We start from the raw sequence: 17,952 nt of genomic DNA on the forward strand, positions 1-17,952 counted from the left end.
TATCCTCTCCGGTCGTTATGGCGCCAATCTAACTGGCGACTGGACCGGCGGCTTAGCTTATCGTACAAAACTGTTTGGTAATCGTCGGAATCAGGCCTGCCGAGGAGGATGTCATGCGATCGCGTCATGCCCATGCCAGCGGTGCGCCCCGCGAACCGGCGCTGGCGGCCACCGGTCGCGCGCTTCGCGAAGCCGCGCCGGCCGCGGGGACCGTATCGGCGCCGCAGGCCGGTAGCGTGACTCAATTCCGCCGCTATGCGATCCCCGGCGACCTGCCGCCGCTGGCGCTTCGATATTCGATGCAGGAGTGGGCGGCCGCATGGGTAGGGGATGAGGAGCGTTCGGAGGTCGACGTGATCGAACCCATGGGCGATCCCGACCATTACCGGGCCTATCCGGCAGAAAATGTCGCCGCCGGATATTTCGAGTATTGCGGATTATCCGACGGATTCCTGATCCATTTCAATGATATCACCCATAGCCGGCCTTATCCGATGACGGTGTCGGCCCCGGAGCTGCTCCGCGTCCGCATCGCCAGCGACGACGATGCCGAATATATCTCCGCGCGCGGCGACCGGCTCGACCTCAAGGGCGCCGGCTGCTCGATCATCGTCGAGCCGGCGGGCATGCCGCCCGCCAAGGCGGTGCTGGCCGGCCATTGCCGCGCCGCCAATGTCTATATTCACCGCAGCGCGCTCCAGCGCCTGTACAGCCAGCGCGAACATGAATTGCCCGTCGTGCTGCAAGCCTTCATCGCGGGCAATCTGCGGCAGACGGTCGCGCGGCGGCTGCCGCTCGCGGCGGGCCTGCTGCGCTGCCTCGACGATCTGCACGGCTGCGACCTCCACGAACATAGCCGCCGGCTGTTCATCCGTTCGAAGGCGATCGAGATCCTCTGCCACGCCTTCAAGGCGATGGCGCAGGAGGAGGATTTCGGGTCGTCCGAGGCGTCGGCGCTGATGACGCGCGGCGTGCTGCGGGCGCAGCGGGTGCTGATCGACAATTTCGTCACGCCGCCATCGCTCGACGATCTCGCCCGGCAGGCGGGGCTCAGCCGCAGCAGCCTGTGCGCCGGTTTCCGGCAGATCGTCGGCCAGACGGTGTTCGACTATATCGCCGACCTCAGGATGCAACAGGCGCTCGCCTTGCTGAACCAGCGCGACGCATCGATCACCGAGATCGCCTATGCGGTGGGATACAGCCATCCGTCGAGTTTCTCGCTCGCCGTCCAGCGCCGCTTCGGAACGTCGCCGAGCGAATTGAGGCGACGCGGGCTGCCTGCGCTCTGATCCTTTGGGGCGTTGCAAATATGGGCGGGAGTGGCTGGTTTCGGCCGATTGCAGCCATTACCCTTATCGTCACCCCGGACTTGATCCGGGGTCCCGCTGGACGTCGAAACCTGCGCTACCTTCAAAAAAGCGGGATCCCGGGTCAAGCCCGGGATGACGAAGGTGAGTAGAGCTCATGGCAGCTCTCCACCCCAAGGCAGCCATTCTTCCGCACCGCTACCCGCCAAACCGGGTTCGCCGCGTTTCCGCCGTCCGCTGCTCCCTTCGCGCTTTCAGCAGGTCCTGGCGCGAGAGGATGCCCACGACCTTGTGCGTTTCGCGATCGACGATCGGGACGCGGGCGACCCCCGTTTCGACGATCATGTCGGCGATGAGGCCGCACGGAGTTTCGGGATAGGCGATGGTTTGCGAGGCGTCCGACAGCGTGTCGGCCAGCGTCACCATTTCGTCGAACGCGCCGACCTTCCAGCGCAGCGCGTCCGATCGCGACGCGAGCCCGACCAGCCGTCCGTCGGGGTCGACGACCGGATAGCTGCGATTCGTCGCCTCTTCGGTAAAGAAACGCAGTGCCGCATCGATCGTCATGCCGGCGGGCAGGGTCGCCGGATCGGGCGTCATGAGCTGGCCCGCTTGCTGCAGGTCGAGCGGATCGACGGTATATTCCTGCAGGATGTGCCGGCCGCGGCGCGCGATCTTTTCGGTCAGGATCGAACGCCGCATGCACAGCACGCTGACCGCATAGGCAAATCCCGATGCCGCGATCACCGCGGGGAGGGCGTCGAACCGGCTGGTCAGTTCGGCCGCGAACAGGGCCCCGGTGAGCGGCGCGCGCATCGCGCCGCTCATGATGCCCGCCATGCCGATCATCGCCCAGAAACCCGGGGTGCCGGGAAGCCACAGCCCCGCGATATAACCTGCCGCCCCGCCGAGGATGAGGAGCGGCGCCAGCACCCCGCCCGAGGTTCCCGACCCCAGTGCGACGAGCCAGACGATCGCTTTTGTGACGAGCAACACGATCGCTGCACGCAAGACCATCGATCCATCGACCAGTGCCTCGATATTGCCATAGCCGGCGCCGAGGACGCGGGCATCGACGAGCCCGCCGATGCCGACGACGACCGCACCGATCGCGGGCCACCACATCCAGTGGACGGGAAGGCGATGGAACAGATCCTCGACCCGGTAGAGGAGGCTGGAGAGCAAGGCCGCCAGCAGCCCCACGATCACGCCGACCCCAGCTGCAGCAGCGACGGTCCAGCCGGTTTCGGGGAGCGGCCAGGTGGCGGGAAACATCGGCCCGGCGCCGATCAGTCCGGGCCGCCACGCCGCGGCGACCAGCACCGCGATGACCACCGGTACGAAGCTTCGCGGTTTCCATTCGAACAGCAGGATTTCGACCGCCAGCAGGATCGCGGCCATCGGCGTGCCGAAGATCGCGGTCATCCCCGCCGCGGCCCCGGCGACGAGCAAGGTCTTGCGTTCGGCGGCGCTCAGCCGGAAACATTGGGCGAAGAGCGACCCGATGGCGCCGCCGGTCATGATGATCGGCCCCTCGGCCCCGAACGGCCCGCCGCTGCCGATCGAGATCGCCGCCGAAATCGGCTTGAGGATCGCGACCTTCAGCGACAGCCGGCTTTCGCCGAACAGGATCGTCTCGATCGCTTCGGGAATGCCGTGGCCGCGGATCTTCTCCGACCCGAAGCGCGCCATGACGCCGATGATCAGGCTGCCGATCACCGGGATCGCGACGATCGCCAGCCCGACGGCGGAATCGGAGATTTCGGCGGTCTCGGCGGACAGGCGGCCGAACCAGAACAGGTTGGTGGCGATCGCGATCGATTTCAGCAGAATCCACGCGCCGAACGCGCCGCCCGTCCCGACAACCGGCGCCATGCAGGACAAAAGGATCATTCGGCGATCGACGCTATGGTCGCCCAGTTGATGCCCGTGGGCCGCTCGTGCAGGATGGTGGCTCACAAAATACCTCTTTTGGCGGGGACGGCCAACTATATCGTGATACGATATAATTCAACCCGAGGATTTCATGACTGCGAACTTGACCGATGATGATTATGCCGCGCTCGCCGAATTCCGCTTTGCGCTGCGGCAATTCCAGGTTTTCAGCGAAGAAAGGGCGGCGGAGGCGGGGCTGAAACCGCAGCAGCATCAAGCATTGCTGGCGATCCGCGCCGCCGGTCCCGACGATGCGACGGTGGGCTATGTCGCGCAGCGGCTGATCGTCAAACCGCATAGCGCGTCCGAACTGATCGACCGGCTGGAGGTGCAGGGGCTGGTACGGCGCGAGCCGACGCAATCGGATCGCCGCCGCGCACTGATCCGGCTCACCCCCCAGGCAAGCCGGATCCTTTCTGATCTGTCATCGGTGCACCGCGAAGAAATCCGCCGATTGCAGCCGTCGCTCGTCGCGCATCTGAGCCGGCTGACGTAGCGCGTCAGGAGCGGGGCCGTTCGATGACCATCACATGCGTTTATGGGCCCCTGCGAAGGCAGGGGCCCATCTCCCATGCCATGAATATCCGCGCCCTTCGCTGAAGAACGGAACGGCGGGAGATGGACCCCTGCCTTCGCAGGGGTACAGGCTCGTCTGAAATCATCTCGTGCACGATGAAAGCGACGCACGTTGAATACGCGTGGCTCTACGATCCGAGGCGCGAGCTTTCATCGGCTTGACGGCAGACCGTTTGCCCTATTGCGCGACGTAGGTGAGGGTCGATACATGGACCGCGCTGGCGACCGCTTTGCCGGCCAGCGTGCGTTCGCCGGCAACCTCGTGGCTCGTCGACAGCAGGTAGCGCCCGTTGCCGCGTGCGGGCGCGGTGATCACGCCCTTGTCGTCGGCGACATAGGATTTCGACCAGCGATCGGGATCGATGACGGTCAATTTCGCGCCGGGCAGCGGCTTGCCCTGCCAGAGCACCGCGAAGCTGTCGCCGCCCGCCGCCACCGGCACGATTTCCAGTTCGAGTGCGTGGCGCGTTTCGCTGCGGCCAGCACGGGCGTGATAGACGACGCCCTGCAGCTTGCCGTCTTCGCCGGCCCAGGGCTCGAACACATTGTCGTCGACCAGCCGGACGTCGCCCGCCGCGGACACCGCGGCTTCGATATGGTTCGCGCGGCGCACCAGCGGGGCGGGGCGGTCGCGGCTTTCGACGAACAAGGTCGGCGCCTTGAGCTTGGCAAATTCGGGATCACCGCTTTCGGGAACGACGTCGGCCGGTTCGCCCAGATAGATGCGCGCGGGCGCGTTGGCGTCGCGTTCGATCCACACCTCATGCGCCGTGGCGGGCGATACGAAAAAACTGAAGGCGAGAAGGGCGCTGAAAAGCTTTTTCATGAGGTGTCCTTGTTCCGAAAAGGTCCGAAAATCGGGTGTGGCCGACGGCCGCGGTCGTGACACCGCCGCTGCGGTTCGGCGCCTGTGTGGCAATCTGCCGGGATTATTGCAAACGATTATTACTAGCTGAAGGCTTGCTACTGCGACTTAACCACCTTAACGGCGGGCGCCAGTTGAGATTGATTCGCAAAAGGGGAATGTCATGAAGTTCGTCCGGACCGCCGCGCTGAGCGGAGCTGCCGCCATCGTCCTGTCTGCCGGAATTGCGCATGCGGCCGAGGCAGCGGACGCCGGGTCGGCGGCGGCATCGACCGACACGATGGACGGCGAGCAGATCGTCGTCACGGGCTATGCCGGAACCAAGACCGACACGGCGCTCACCGAATTGCCGCAGCCGGTCAAGGTCATCACCGCCGAGCAATATGAGGCGCAGGGCGCGATCAGCATCAGCGACACGGTGAAATATGCCGCCGGCGTCCTCGCCAACCCCTATGGCCGCGACACCCGCGTCGACGGCTTCAACGTGCGCGGTCTCGACGCGCTGCAGTTCCGCGACGGCATGCGCGACATTTTCTCCTATTATGCCTCGATCACGTCCGACCCGTATAATTTCTCGCGCGTCGAAATCGTGCGCGGCCCCGCCTCGGTGCTGTTCGGCCAGGGGTCGATCGGCGGCATCGTCAACCTTGTCAGCAAGACCCCCGACTTCACCACGCGCGGCGAATTGAGCCTTGTCTATGGCAGCGATGATCGCAAGGAAGTGCTGGGCGACGTCAATGTCGCGCTCGCCGGCAATCTCGCGGTCCGGTTCGTCGGCCGCGCGCGCGATGCCGACACCTATGTCGATCATGTCCCCGACGACCGCGTCATGTTCGCGCCCTCGATCCGCTGGCAGCCGACCCCCGACACCGACGTCGTGCTGACCGGCCTGTATCAGGAGGATGATACCGGCTCGACCTCGCAATTCCTGCCGATCGTCGGCACTTTTCTTCCGAATCCGGCCAATCCGTCGGGTCAGCTCGACAAATATACCTTCGTCGGCAAGGCGGGGTGGGACCGCTATGCCGGCCGCTCGCTGCAGGGCGGCGCCGCGATCACGCATAATTTCTCCGACGCGATCAAGCTCAGCTTCAAGGCCCGCTACATCGACAGCGATCTGGAATATAACACCCACTATGCCGACAGCTATTCCAACCCGCAGGATCCTTTTTCGGTCTATGGCACCGACGGGCGCACCATCGGTCTGTTCGCGGGTGCCAACGATGCGCGGATGAATGTCTTTTCGACCGACAATAATCTCCAGTTCAATTTCAACACCGGCGCGAATATCGAGCATAAGCTGCTGGTCGGTATCGATTATAGCTGGAACAAGGTCGCCAAACGCGCTGCCGACCGTTTCAACATCGTCGACCTTTATGACATCGACTATGACGCGCTGCCGACCTTCGAAGCCACGGGTCCGTTCATCACCGACAGCCAGAAGCAGCTCGGTATCTACGTCCAGGACCAGATCCGCTTCTGGGACCGCGTCTCGGTCGTGCTGGGTGCGCGTCGCGACCGGGTCACCGGCTCGTCGGGGCAGAAGGACAACGCCACGACCTTCCGCGCCGGGATCATCGGCGAGATCGGTGCGGGCATCTCGCCTTTCGTCAGTTACACCGAAAGCTTCCTGCCGGTCGCGGGCCGGATCGAAAATGTCGACGGCAGCTTCGGCGATCCCTACCGCCCCCAGACCGGCACCCAATATGAAGCTGGCATGAAGTGGCAGCCGGACGTCAACACGCTGGTCACCGCCACCGTCTTCAAGATCAAGGAACGCAACCGCATCCTCTATCTCGCGGCCGGCGGCACGGCCCAGTCGGGCGTGCTCAACACCAAGGGTTTCGAAATCGAGGCGAGCCACACGCTGCCCGGCAATTTCGAGCTGCTGGCCAACTATGGCTATTCGAAGCTGAAGTCGGAAAGCAACACCAGCCTCGACTATATGCCGCGCCACATCGCGTCGCTGTGGTCGACCAAGACCTTCGGCCTTCCCGAGGAAGCGCAGCTCCGTTTGGGCGCCGGCGTCGTCTATAGCGGCAAGAGCGTCTCGACGAGCGACATCTGGTCGATCGTCACGCCATCGCGCACCACGGTCGACGCGCTGGCGGAAATCAACTGGAACAATTGGCGCTTCGCGGTGAACGCGACGAACCTCCTCAACAACAAATATTTCGCCTCGTGCCTTGCGCGCGGCGACTGCTTCATCGGGGCGCCGCGCAACGTGATGGGGACGGTCGGCTACCGCTTCTGACCGGCGGCGCGCCGGGGCGGAGAGAGCCCCCGGCGCGCCGGCCGGTCAGGCCTGGCTGTTGGCGTAACCGATCACCACCGTCGACAGCATCAGCACCGCGATGCCGAACCAGACGAGGGTGCGGGTGCGCTTGCCCGCGGGCGCCCATTCCCGGAGCGCAAAGCCCCAGAGCGTCGAGAAGAGGATGATGCTCGCCATGTGCAAGGTCCAGCTCGAAAAGCCGAAGCGCCCCATCTGGCTTTCGCCCATCGTGTAGAAGAAGAATTGGAAATACCAGAGCGTCCCGCCGAGCGCGGCGAGGCCGTAGTTGAGCGCGAGCGGCGGCCGTCCGGTCGCGCCGGGCGCCGCCGCGCCGACGAACTGCCGCGCGCTGCGGTTGCGCGCGATCAACAGGCCGCACCAGATGAGGTTGGTGGTGAGGCCGCCGAGCAGCACGACGCACAGCACCGGCAGCCCCTGCCACAGCGGCGCGGTTCCCGCCTTCAGCGTCAGGTCGCGGATCGGCTGGCCGGCGTCGAGGCCCCAGGCGAAACAGCCCGACATGATGCCCGAGAAGACGGCGATCGCCAGCCCCTTGCGCAGGTTGAATTCGGAGCCGGCGGGTGTGGTGCCGCCGCTCATCTCGCGCTCCTTGCGGCGCCCCGCCTGCGCGACGAGGAGGATGCCGGCGAGGGTGATCGCGATGCCGAGAAAGATGATCTGCCCGCTGGCGGTCGCCGCGAGGTCACCCAATGTGCCGCGAAAGATCGGCGGCCCCATCGTCCCGATCACCGTGGTCAGCCCGAGCGCGACCGCCATGCCGAGCGACAGGCCGAGGTAACGCATGGTGAGCCCGAAGGTCAGTCCGCCAAGCCCCCACATCGCGCCCCAGAACCAGCACCAGAACCAGATATTGCCGGGGGTCGCCGAAAGGACGCCGATCAGGTCGTGGGTCTGGATCGATGCGAGCAGCCAGGGGGCGATCAGCCACGAGAAGATGCCGCCGGTGATCCAGAAAATCTCCCACGACCAGCCGCGAATCCGCTTGTACGGGACATAGAAGCTCGCCGACGACAGCCCGCCCAGCCAGTGAAAGAACACGCCAAGCAGCGGGTTCGCGTCCATATTTCTCTCCCCTCGTTCGGATCAGGCGGCCAGCGTTTCCTGGCCGATTTGGTTGACTGCGGTCACGCCGGTCAGCGCCATCGCGACGCGCATTTCGGCTTCGATCAGTTCAAGCACATGACGCACCCCGCGTTCGCCATCCGCAGCCAGCGCGAACGCCCAGGCGCGGCCGAGCATGACGCCTTTCGCCCCGAGCGCGAGCATGCGGACGACGTCGAGCCCCGACCGTACGCCGCCGTCGGCCAGAACGGTGAGCCGGTCGCCGACCGCATCGGCGATCGCGGGCAGCGCGCGCGCCACCGACGGCACGCCGTCGAGCTGGCGTCCGCCATGGTTCGACACGATGATCCCGTCGGCCCCCGCCGCCGCCGCGTGCCGCGCATCCTCGGCGTCCAATATGCCCTTGATGACGATCGGCCCCTGCCAGTGTGCGCGCACGAAATCGAGATCGGCCCAGGTCACGCTGGCGTCGAAATTATCCTTCATCCAGCCGAGGAAATCCTCGAGCCCCGATTTGGGCCCCAGCAGCGGCGCGACATTGCCGAGCTGGTGCGGGCGGCCATGGATGCCGACGTCCCACGCCCAGCCGGGACGCCGCATCGCCTGGCCGACCCGGCGCAATTGCCCGGCGAGGCCCGGCGCGCCCGACAGTCCCGAGCGGACGTCGCGATAGCGCGCGCCGGGCAACGGCATGTCGACGGTGAAGACGAGCACGGGGCAAGCGGCGGCGCTTGCTTCTTCGAGCAGCGCGCGCAGAAAGCCGCGGTCGCGCACCATATAGAGCTGAAACCAGAAGGGGGTGGGGCATCCCTGCGCAACTTCGGAAAGCGAGCAGGCCGAAACGGTGGAGAGGGTGAAGGGCACGTCCTTCGCCGCCGCGGCGCGCGCCGCCTGCACCTCGCCGCGCCGCGCCGCCATGCCGGCCAGCCCGATCGGACCGAGGGCGACGGGCATCGACAGCGACTGGCCGAACAGCGTCGTCGACAGGTCGATCGCCGACACGTCGTTCAGCACCCGCTGGCGCAGTGCGATATGCTGCAGATCGTCGATATTGGCGCGCAGCGTCCGTTCGGCGTAGGAGCCGCCGTCGAAATATTCGAAGAGGAAGTGGGGAAGGCGGCGGCGGGCGGCTTCGCGATAATCGCCGATCGATGCGGCCCTCATGCGGCGTCTTCCATCTGCTGGGTTTCCTGCCGCCACCGGTCGCGATAGGGCGCGAGGTCGGCGCCCAGCGGCTCGACCAGTTCCAGTGCCTCGGCGGGCGGCAGCGCCGCGTCGAGCAGGCGCAGCGCGCCATAGGACACATCATTATGCGCCTTGCCGATATAGATGCGGAGGTCGGGGCGTAGCGCCGCGAGCGCGCGTACAAACACCTGCCCCTCGGCAAAGCGGCCTTCGATGAGCAATCTTTCCTGCGTGCCGACGAGTTCCAGCGACGCATCGGCGACGAGCGCGGCATAAAGCGACACCGCGGCGCGGCGCTGGACCGGGTCGGCGGGTTCGGCGGTCCATCGCCCGCGCGCTTTGGGAAACGGTCCGAACCCCGGGGCAAAGCTCGGCAGCGCCATCGCGCCGCTGGCAAGCACCTTGGGGAGCGCGGCGAGCAGGGCGGGCTGGTCGGGACCGATCGCGATCCGCCGCGTGTCGAGCCCGATCAGCGTCTCGATCTCGCGCCCGCCCATGAAGCGCGCCGACGGGATCGGCTTGCCCCAGGCGTCGACGTTGATCAGGCAGTCGCGCGCTTCGTCGAGGCGGCTGCGGTCCAGCGACGCCGCATCGCGGGGCGAGCGCATCGCGACGAACCAGGTGCCCGTCGACAGTATGGTCGATTCCTGCCCGGCGATTTCGGCGAAGCCGCGCGCCGCAAGCAAAGCCGCGTTCGAATCGTGGAGGCCGCAATGCACTTCGGTATCGGCGGGCAGGCCGGTGCGCGCCGCCCAGGCCGGGGTCAGCGTCCCGAGGACCTCGCCCGCCCGGCGCAGCGGCGCCAGCCGCTTCGCCCAGCCGCGCCGCTCGGCCAGCCGCGATGGCGTTCCGGCGACCGGATGCCAGAGGTCGGTATGGCAGCCGAGGCTCGTCACTTCCGACGCCGCGACGCCGCAGAGCCGCCAGCTCCAATATTGCGCCCACGGCAAGATCTGCGTGCCCTGCGCAAGGCTGGGATCGAGCGCTTCGAGCCGGAAAAGCTGTGCGCCGAGGTTGAGTCCATCGGGAAGGCAGGGTGAGCCGGTTTCGGCGAAATCGTCGCGCAGGCTCTCGTAAGCGGCCCGCAGTTCGGGCGGCAGCGCGTCTTCATAGTCGAGCGGCGGGCAGGCGAGCCGGTCGCCGCGGATGATCGCCGCTGCCGCGCCATGGCCGACCGGGACGATCGCGCCGACATCGGCGCGCCGCGCGAAGTCGCGCAGCGTTTCGCCGACCCACGCCTCGATACCCGCCGCGTCGAGCGCGGCATAGGTCCCCGCCGCAACGCGGAGATTGGCGCGGGTGCAGCGTTCGATCAGTGCCCCGCCGGGCGACCAAAGGCTGAGTTTCGCCAAGCTTTTCCCGACATCGAGAATGATGGTGGCGCGACCTTTCATCCGTCTCCCTTTTGCTTCTTTGCGACTGAATTTGATTGAACTTTATCGAAACTGATTGCAACATGCCAGTGAATTCGATACAGGCCGTCAAACACCGAAACAACGAGTTTCCTACATGCCCGATCTTCTGGACGTTACGCCCTCATCCGATGCCGCCGCGCTGCGTTTCGCGGTTCCGCCGAATCGCTGGTCGGACGATGTGGCGGCGGGGAAGGCGCCCGAAGACCTGCTGCTCTATCGCTCGAACCTGCTCGGTTCGGACCTGACCGTGACCAATTTCGGCGGCGGCAATACCTCGGCGAAAATCGACGGGCGCGATCCGCTCACCGGCGAAACCGTGCCCGTGCTGTGGGTGAAGGGGTCGGGCGGCGACATCGGATCGATGAAGCTCGACGGCTTTTCGACGCTGTATCAGGGCAAGCTGCTCGGCCTCGAAAAACTCTATCGCGGCCTTGCGCATGAGGATGAGATGGTCGGCTATCTGCCGCATTGCACCTTTGCGCTCAACCCGCGCGCCGCGTCGATCGACACGCCGCTCCACGCCTATCTGCCCTTCGCGCATGTCGACCATGTCCACCCCGACGCGATCATCGCGCTTGCGGCATCGAGCGAGGGGGAGGCCGCGACGCAGGCGATCTGGGGCGGCGCGATCGGCTGGCTGCCCTGGCAACGCCCGGGGTTCGACCTGGGGCTGCGGCTGCGCGATCATGTCGCCGCCCACCCGGGGCTGCGCGGCGTGATGCTCGCCGGGCACGGCATCATCTGCTGGGGCGACAGCGCCAGGGCCTGTTACGACAACAGTATCGCGCTGATCGCCGATGCCGCCGATTATCTGAACGACAAGCTTGCGAGCGGCCCGGCCTTTGGCGGGCAGGCGGTCGCGGCGCGCCCTGCCGCCGATCGCGCCGCCGCCGCCGCGGCGTTGATGCCGGCGCTGCGCGGTCTGATGGGCGGGCGGCGCGTCGGCCATTTCGCCGACGATGCCGAAACGCTCGAATTCACCGGCAGCCGCGATTTCGCCAAGCTCGCCGCGATCGGCACCTCGTGCCCCGACCATTTCCTGCGCACCAAGATCGCGCCGCTGGTGCTCGATCCCGCGCGGATCGGCGACGCCGCCTATCTCGGCGAGCGGATCGAGGCTTATCGCGCCGATTATGCGGCCTATTATCAGCGCTGCGCGCGGCCCCATTCGCCTGCGATGCGCGACCCCAACCCGGTCGTCGTGCTCGTTCCCGGCATCGGCCGCATGACTTTCGCGGGTGACAAGACGACGGCGCGGCTCGCGGGCGAATTCTACGCCAATGCGATCAATGTCATGCGCGGGGCCGAGGCGATCGGCGCTTATGTCGGGCTCGACGAGCAGGAATCGTTCGATATCGAATATTGGCTGCTGGAGGAAGCGAAGCTCCAGCGCATGCCCAAACCCAAGCCGCTCGCGGGGCGCATCGCGCTCGTCACCGGCGGCGCGGGCGGGATCGGCGCGGCGACCGCCGAGCGCCTTGCCGCCGACGATGCGTGCGTGCTGCTCGTCGACCGCGACGCCGATGCGCTGAGCAAGGCGGCGCAGGAACTCGAAGGCCGGTTCGGCCGCGACCGCGTCCGGTCGGCGATGTGCGACGTCACCGACGAGGCACAGGTCGCTGCGGCCTTTGCAACCTGCGCGCGCGAATTTGGCGGGCTCGACATCCTCGTTGCCAATGCCGGCATCGCCTCGTCGGCGCCGATCGAGGAGACGACGCTCGACCTGTGGCAGCGCAATTATGACGTGCTCGCGCAAGGCTATTTCCTGACCGCGCGCGCGGCTTTTCCGCTGATGAAGGCGCAAGAGGGCGGTTCGATCGTCTTCATCGGGTCGAAGAATGGCATCGCCGCCGCGACCAATGCCTCCGCCTATGCGTCGGCGAAGGCGGCGGCGCTGCACCTCGCGCGCTGCCTCGCGCTCGAAGGGGCGCCGTTCGGCATCCGCGTCAACACGGTCAACCCCGACGCGGTGATCAAGGGGTCGCGCATCTGGGACGGCGACTGGCGCCGCGAGCGAGCGGGCGCGCATGGTATCGATGCGGGCAGCGAGCTTGAAGAACATTATCGCCAGCGTTCGATGCTCAAGCGCGACGTGCTGCCCGAGGATGTCGCCGAGGCGGTCTATTTCCTCAGCTGCGATATGTCGGCAAAGTCGACCGGCAACATGATCAACGTCGACGCGGGCAACGCGCAGGCGTTCACGCGCTAAGATACGGAATCAGGAGAGAGTTATGGCTGGCGATCTGCCGCTCGCACAGGATGATATCGAGCGGCTGAACGCCGGTCTGACCGACGCGCTCGACGATGATTATGGCAGCCTTGGCCGCCAGCTTGATCGCCGCGGCATCAATATCGGGGCGATCAAGGCGAAGGTCGCGGGCTTTTCGGTCGCGGTGCCGAGCTGGGGCGCGGGACGCGGGGGGACGCGCTTCGCCAAATTCCCGATCGCGGGCGAGCCGACCAGCATCCACGAAAAGCTGGAGGATTGCGCGGTCATCCAGCAGCTCGGCCGCGTCACCCCGCGCGTCAGCCCGCATTTCCCGTGGGACAAGGTCAGCGATTACCGGGCGCTGCGCGACGAAGCTGCGGGGCTCGGGCTTGGCTTCGATGCGATCAACAGCAACACCTTCCAGGATCAGCCGGGGCAGGCGGTGAGCTATGCGACGGGCTCGCTGTCGTCGACGCACGCCGAGGTGCGCGAACAGGCGGTCGCGCATAACATCGAATGCATCGAGATCGGCCGGCAACTCGGGGTTACCGACCTGACGGTGTGGGTCGGCGACGGCACCAATTTCCCGGGGCAGCAGGATCTTGGCCGCTCGCTCGATCGCTATCTTGATGCCGCGTCGCAAGTCTATGCCGCGCTGCCGGGCGACTGGCGGATGCTGATCGAGCACAAGATGTTCGAGCCGGCTTTCTATTCGACCGTCATTTCGGACTGGGGCAGCTCGATCCTCGTCGCGCAGGAGCTCGGCGACAAGGCGAAATGTCTTGTCGACCTGGGCCATCATGCGCCGAACGTGAACATCGAACAGATCGTTGCGCGGCTCCATCGCTTTGGAAAGCTGGGCGGTTTCCATTTCAACGACAGCAAATATGGCGACGACGATCTCGATTCGGGGTCGATCAATCCGCACCAGCTTTTCCTCGTCTTCAACGAGCTGATCGAGGCCGAACTGAATCCGCGCGGCGATTTTCGCCCCGCCTATATGATCGACCAGTCGCACAATGTGACCGACCCGATCGAGAGCATGCTGTCGTCGGCCGAGGCGATCGCCGCGGCCTATGTCAAGGCGTTGCTGGTCGACCGCGACGCGTTGCGCGCGGCGCAGGACGCCAATGACACGATGATGGCGTTCCAGGCGCTGCGCGCCGCGTACCGCACCGACGTCACCCCGATCCTTGCGATGGCGCGCGCCGATGCGGGCGGGGCGATCGACACGATCGCCGCCTATCGCGCCAGCGGCTGGCGGACGCGCAAGGCGCAGGAACGCAAGGCGGCGGGGACCACGGCGGGGATCGTTTAGATGCTGACCCCGATCATTCGATTGCAACTCGGCGCAGCTCCCGTCAAATAGGCGCAATCAGACAGGGGCCGACATGCACGCAGCCGAACGCGAAAAAATGATCCTCGACAGCATGGGCGAGAGCGGTTTCGTCTCGTTCCGCGATCTTGAGGCACGCGTCGCGGCGTCGCCCGCGACGATCCGCCGCGATCTCGACCGGCTCGAGGCAACGGGCGTCATCACGCGCGTGCGCGGCGGGGCGAAGCGCGCGGGACAGGGGGCCGGCACCGCCGCGACTTCCGAAGAAGGCCTGACGGGCATTCCGTTTCACGAAAATATCGGCCGCAACCGCAGCGCCAAGGAAGCGATCGGGCGCGCGGCGGCGCAGTTTTGCGTGGCGGGCGAAGGCGTGATGATCGACGGCGGGTCGACGACGCTCCAGATGTGCCCGCACCTCGACGGCCTTGCGCTCCAGGTGCTCACCAACTCGCTCCATATCGTCAGTGCCTTATTGCCGCAGCCGACGACGCGCATCCTTTTGCCATCGGGGCAGGTGTTCCGCGAACAGAATATCGTCCTGTCGGCGGCCGGCGACGACGGCATGCCGCGCTTTCATGCGCCGAAACTGTTCATGGGCGCCGCCTCGATGGGCCCGGCGGGGCTGATGCAGGCCGACGTCATCCTCGTCGCCGCCGAACGCCGGCTGATCGAACGCGCCGACGAGATCATCGTGCTCGTCGACAGCTCCAAATTCTCGGGTCCGTCGGGCAATGTCGTCTGCTCGCTCGACGAGATCGACGTCGTCGTCACCGACTCCGCGATCGATCCGCGCCATGTCGCGATGATGGAGGCGGCCGGCATCCGCGTCGTCATCGCCTGATTTCTCTTTTCATCCAAAAACCTGCGATCTGCGGCTTTGCTTGCCTTGAAATGAGTGAATTTGATCGTTGACGTGATTGGTAAAGACAAATAATGACCAATGATGCAAAAACGCTCTGGCGAGGCGTTGCATCGGAGGGGTATCGGTCGCTCGCGACTTCCTCCGTGGAAATATGGGTCCCGCAAAGCGGGAACGCAGGGAGGAATGCGATGAAGGCGATGATGGCAGCGGGTCCGGTTTTTCTTGCGCGGCGCGAAACATGGCGGCGCGGTGTCTCGGCGCTGGCCTGTGCCGGCGCGCTGCTCGGCGCGAGCGGCGCCCGGGCGCAGGAGGCCGATAGCGATCCGGCGGGCGCCGCGGGCGATGCCGACATCGTCGTGACCGGAACATTGCTGCGCGGCGCTGCGCCGACGGGGACCAATGTGGTCGGGGTCAGCCGCGATGATGTGACCGTTTCGGGCGCCGCGAACGCGAACGAGCTTCTTGCCGCGATTCCCCAGGTTGGCAATTTCATGACCCAGCCCGTCGGCACCGGCCAATTCGGTGCCCCAACCGTTCGGCCCAATATCCGCAATCTCGGCTCGTCGGGCGGCGCGACCACGCTGGTGCTGATGAACGGCCACCGGCTCGTCGGCGCAGGCATCCTCCAGACCACCGTCGACCCTTCGATCATTCCGCCCGACGTTATCGAGCGGGTCGAGATCGTGCCCGATGGCGGTTCGGCGATCTATGGTTCGGATGCGATTGGCGGCGTGATCAACTTCATCACGCGCAAGCGCTTCGACGGGATCGGCGCCAATGCCCGCTATGGCTTCGCCGACAATTACCAGAGCTTCGACGGCAATGTGACGGCGGGCAAGGATTGGGGCAGCGGTTCGCTGTTCGTGTCTTACGCTTATGCCTGGCACGACAATATCCAGGGCATCGACCGCGATTATTCGACGGCGGACAATAGCGCGCGCGGCGGCACGGATTTTCGCCAGACGACCTGCGCGCCGGGTAACGTCACCGATCTGCAGTCGCTTCTGTCGCCCTTGCTGCCCAATATCAATTATGCGCTGCCCGGCTTTACCCCCGGTGTGGTCAACAAATGCGATCAGACCGATTTTGCGGACATCTATCCGCGCGAGACGCGGCATTCGGTGTTCGCCGGGCTCAACCAGCAGCTGAGCGACGATATCGAATTCAACATGACCGCATACTGGTCGCGGCGCGACACGCAAATTCGCCAGGCGCAGGCCGGATTCACCGGCACGATCACGGCGCTCAATCCCTATTTCCGACCCCTCAGCTTTTCTCCGGCGCAGAATATCGCGATCTCGTTCGCCGATGTGTTCGGCGACAGCCTGATCAGCAACCAGCGCTTCGATTCCTGGGGCGTGACCCCCAGCTTTGCGATCAAGCTGGGCGGCGGCTGGCAGCTTCGCGCCGAGGGCAATTACGGGCGCAGCTATAACCTCGTCCGCGAAGGCGCGATCAACGCCAGCGCCGCGACGCTGGCGCTCGCCGGCACGACGCTGGCGACCGCGCTCAATCCCTATAACCCCTCGGCCTCCAATCCCGCGGTCCTCGCAGCGATCCGGGATTTCGAGAATTATGGCGAAGCCAAGCAGCAACTGGCCGAAGCGCGGCTGGTGCTCGACGGGTCGCTCGTGACGATCGCCGGCGGGGACGTCCGCGTCGCGATCGGCGCCGAATATCATTATGAAGACCTCGCCTCGCGTATTTCGCTCGACCGCCGCAACGTTTTCACCAACGCGATCAACTCGAAGGTCTCGCGCAATGTGAAGTCGGTTTATGGCGAATTGCTGGTGCCGATTATCGGCGAGGGCAACGGTTCGCCGGGGCTGCGCGGGCTGCAATTCTCGGGCTCGATCCGTCTCGACGACTATAATGACGTCGGCAGCACGACCAATCCGAAGATCGGTTTCAACTACAAGCCGTTCAACGACCTGACGATCCGCGGCAACTGGGGCACGTCGTTCCATGCGCCAAGCCTCGCCGATACGACGAGCACCGCCGATGCGCGCGCGCAGATCCTGCTCAACAGCCCGTTCATCCGGCCTGGCGACAGCCTGCTTAACTTCCTGCGGCCGACGATCGTCCTCGCGGGCGGCAATCCGAATCTGAAGCCCGAAAGGGCCGATACCTGGTCGCTGGGTTTCGACTGGAAACCCGATGCGGTTCCGGGTTTGCGCGCCAGCGCCACCTATTGGAACGTCAAGTTCAAGGACGCGATCGGGCTGGCCCCGTTCCTGTCTCCGACACTCTATACCGACCAGAATTTCGCGAGCTTCTATATATTGAATCCGACGCTCGCGCAGGCCCAGGCCGCGGTCGGCAACCTGCTGCTCAACGGCGCACCGAGCCTTGCCAGCCTCTATCCCGGGCTCCCCGGCGCCGGCCCCTATGTGCTGATCGACGCGCGGCGCAACAATCTGGGGCGGGTGAATAGCGATGGCTTGGACTTTGATGTGGCCTATGTTCGTCCGACGGGCTTTGGTTCGATCAACGCGAGCTTTGCCGGGACCTATACGCTGAATCGCGAGACGCAGGCGATCGCCGGCGGCGCGACCACCGACAATCTGAAGAACGGCACCGGTCGCTTCTTCTTCGTGGCCGGGCTGGGCGGCACCGTCGGCGATTTCACCGCGCACGCCTCGCTCAACCATCGCGGCGGCTTTCCGATCGTCGCCACGACGCAGGATCATATTTCTTCGTTCAACACGGTCGATCTGTTTTTCAGCTATGATTTGAAGGCTTTGTTGCCCGACACGTCGCTGACGGTGAATATCGACAATGTGTTCGATCAGGATCCGCCCTTCTTCGATAGCCAGACAGGCTATACCAATGGCGGTACGCTGGGCCGGATGATCTCTTTTGGTATCCGCACCAAATTCTGAGGAAGAATATGTTGTTGCGGTT

The 17,952-nt window shown here is 65.4% G+C and carries 12 protein-coding genes; 7 read left to right on the plus strand and 5 right to left on the minus strand.

Annotated elements, in window-relative coordinates; translation table 11 throughout:
* Positions 1 to 113: 113 nt before the first annotated feature.
* Complete coding sequence (locus tag FHR22_RS02585) at positions 114 to 1,289, plus strand: helix-turn-helix transcriptional regulator (protein ID WP_166938603.1); 1,176 nt, start codon at positions 114 to 116, stop codon at positions 1,287 to 1,289.
* A 216-nt stretch (positions 1,290 to 1,505) separates the two neighbouring features.
* Here FHR22_RS02585 and FHR22_RS02590 read toward each other — a convergent pair whose 3' ends face one another.
* A complete protein-coding gene (locus tag FHR22_RS02590) occupies positions 1,506 to 3,266 on the minus strand; it encodes a chloride channel protein (protein WP_166938605.1) in 1,761 nt (586 codons plus the stop codon).
* Positions 3,267 to 3,333: 67 nt separating this feature from the next.
* On the opposite strand from FHR22_RS02590, the gene FHR22_RS02595 reads away from it, so the two are divergent.
* On the plus strand, positions 3,334 to 3,738 hold the full coding sequence (locus FHR22_RS02595; protein ID WP_166938608.1) for a MarR family winged helix-turn-helix transcriptional regulator: 405 nt from the start codon (positions 3,334 to 3,336) through the stop codon (positions 3,736 to 3,738).
* A gap of 258 nt (positions 3,739 to 3,996) precedes the next feature.
* Here FHR22_RS02595 and FHR22_RS02600 read toward each other — a convergent pair whose 3' ends face one another.
* Complete coding sequence (locus FHR22_RS02600) at positions 3,997 to 4,644, minus strand: DUF4198 domain-containing protein (RefSeq protein ID WP_166938610.1); 648 nt, start codon at positions 4,642 to 4,644, stop codon at positions 3,997 to 3,999.
* Positions 4,645 to 4,846: 202 nt separating this feature from the next.
* Here FHR22_RS02600 and FHR22_RS02605 point away from each other — a divergent pair, with 202 nt between their 5' ends.
* Positions 4,847 to 6,937, plus strand: coding sequence for a TonB-dependent siderophore receptor (locus FHR22_RS02605; RefSeq protein WP_166938612.1), 2,091 nt, complete (start codon positions 4,847 to 4,849; stop codon positions 6,935 to 6,937).
* Positions 6,938 to 6,982: 45 nt separating this feature from the next.
* Here FHR22_RS02605 and rhaT read toward each other — a convergent pair whose 3' ends face one another.
* From rhaT to FHR22_RS02620, 3 genes are read right to left on the minus strand one after another with little or no spacing between them, the layout of a single operon-like run.
* Positions 6,983 to 8,041: an L-rhamnose/proton symporter RhaT gene (gene rhaT / locus FHR22_RS02610; RefSeq protein WP_166938615.1), complete on the minus strand. Its 1,059-nt coding sequence runs from the start codon at positions 8,039 to 8,041 to the stop codon at positions 6,983 to 6,985.
* A gap of 21 nt (positions 8,042 to 8,062) precedes the next feature.
* Entirely contained in the window at positions 8,063 to 9,205 is a 1,143-nt protein-coding gene (gene lldD / locus FHR22_RS02615) for an FMN-dependent L-lactate dehydrogenase LldD (protein ID WP_166938617.1), read from the minus strand.
* Positions 9,202 to 10,620, minus strand: a complete 1,419-nt coding sequence (locus tag FHR22_RS02620; RefSeq protein WP_166938620.1) for an FGGY-family carbohydrate kinase — start codon at positions 10,618 to 10,620, stop codon at positions 9,202 to 9,204. The genes lldD and FHR22_RS02620 overlap by 4 nt, the downstream gene beginning before the upstream one ends.
* 115 nt (positions 10,621 to 10,735) lie before the next feature.
* Here FHR22_RS02620 and FHR22_RS02625 point away from each other — a divergent pair, with 115 nt between their 5' ends.
* From FHR22_RS02625 to FHR22_RS02640, 4 genes are all read left to right on the plus strand, one after another.
* On the plus strand, positions 10,736 to 12,850 hold the full coding sequence (locus FHR22_RS02625) for a bifunctional rhamnulose-1-phosphate aldolase/short-chain dehydrogenase (RefSeq protein WP_166938622.1): 2,115 nt from the start codon (positions 10,736 to 10,738) through the stop codon (positions 12,848 to 12,850).
* Positions 12,851 to 12,872: 22 nt separating this feature from the next.
* Positions 12,873 to 14,168: an L-rhamnose catabolism isomerase gene (gene rhaI, locus FHR22_RS02630; RefSeq protein WP_166938624.1), complete on the plus strand. Its 1,296-nt coding sequence runs from the start codon at positions 12,873 to 12,875 to the stop codon at positions 14,166 to 14,168.
* A gap of 73 nt (positions 14,169 to 14,241) precedes the next feature.
* Positions 14,242 to 15,027 carry a DeoR/GlpR family DNA-binding transcription regulator gene (locus FHR22_RS02635; protein ID WP_166938626.1) on the plus strand — a complete coding sequence of 262 codons (786 nt, stop codon included), beginning with the start codon at positions 14,242 to 14,244 and terminating at the stop codon, positions 15,025 to 15,027.
* A 209-nt stretch (positions 15,028 to 15,236) separates the two neighbouring features.
* A complete protein-coding gene (locus FHR22_RS02640) occupies positions 15,237 to 17,930 on the plus strand; it encodes a TonB-dependent receptor domain-containing protein (RefSeq protein ID WP_166938637.1) in 2,694 nt (897 codons plus the stop codon).
* Positions 17,931 to 17,952 lie beyond the last annotated feature (22 nt).

Origin of the sequence: Sphingopyxis panaciterrae (assembly GCF_011762125.1) — a bacterium.
In the GTDB taxonomy this organism is placed as follows: domain Bacteria; phylum Pseudomonadota; class Alphaproteobacteria; order Sphingomonadales; family Sphingomonadaceae; genus Sphingopyxis; species Sphingopyxis panaciterrae.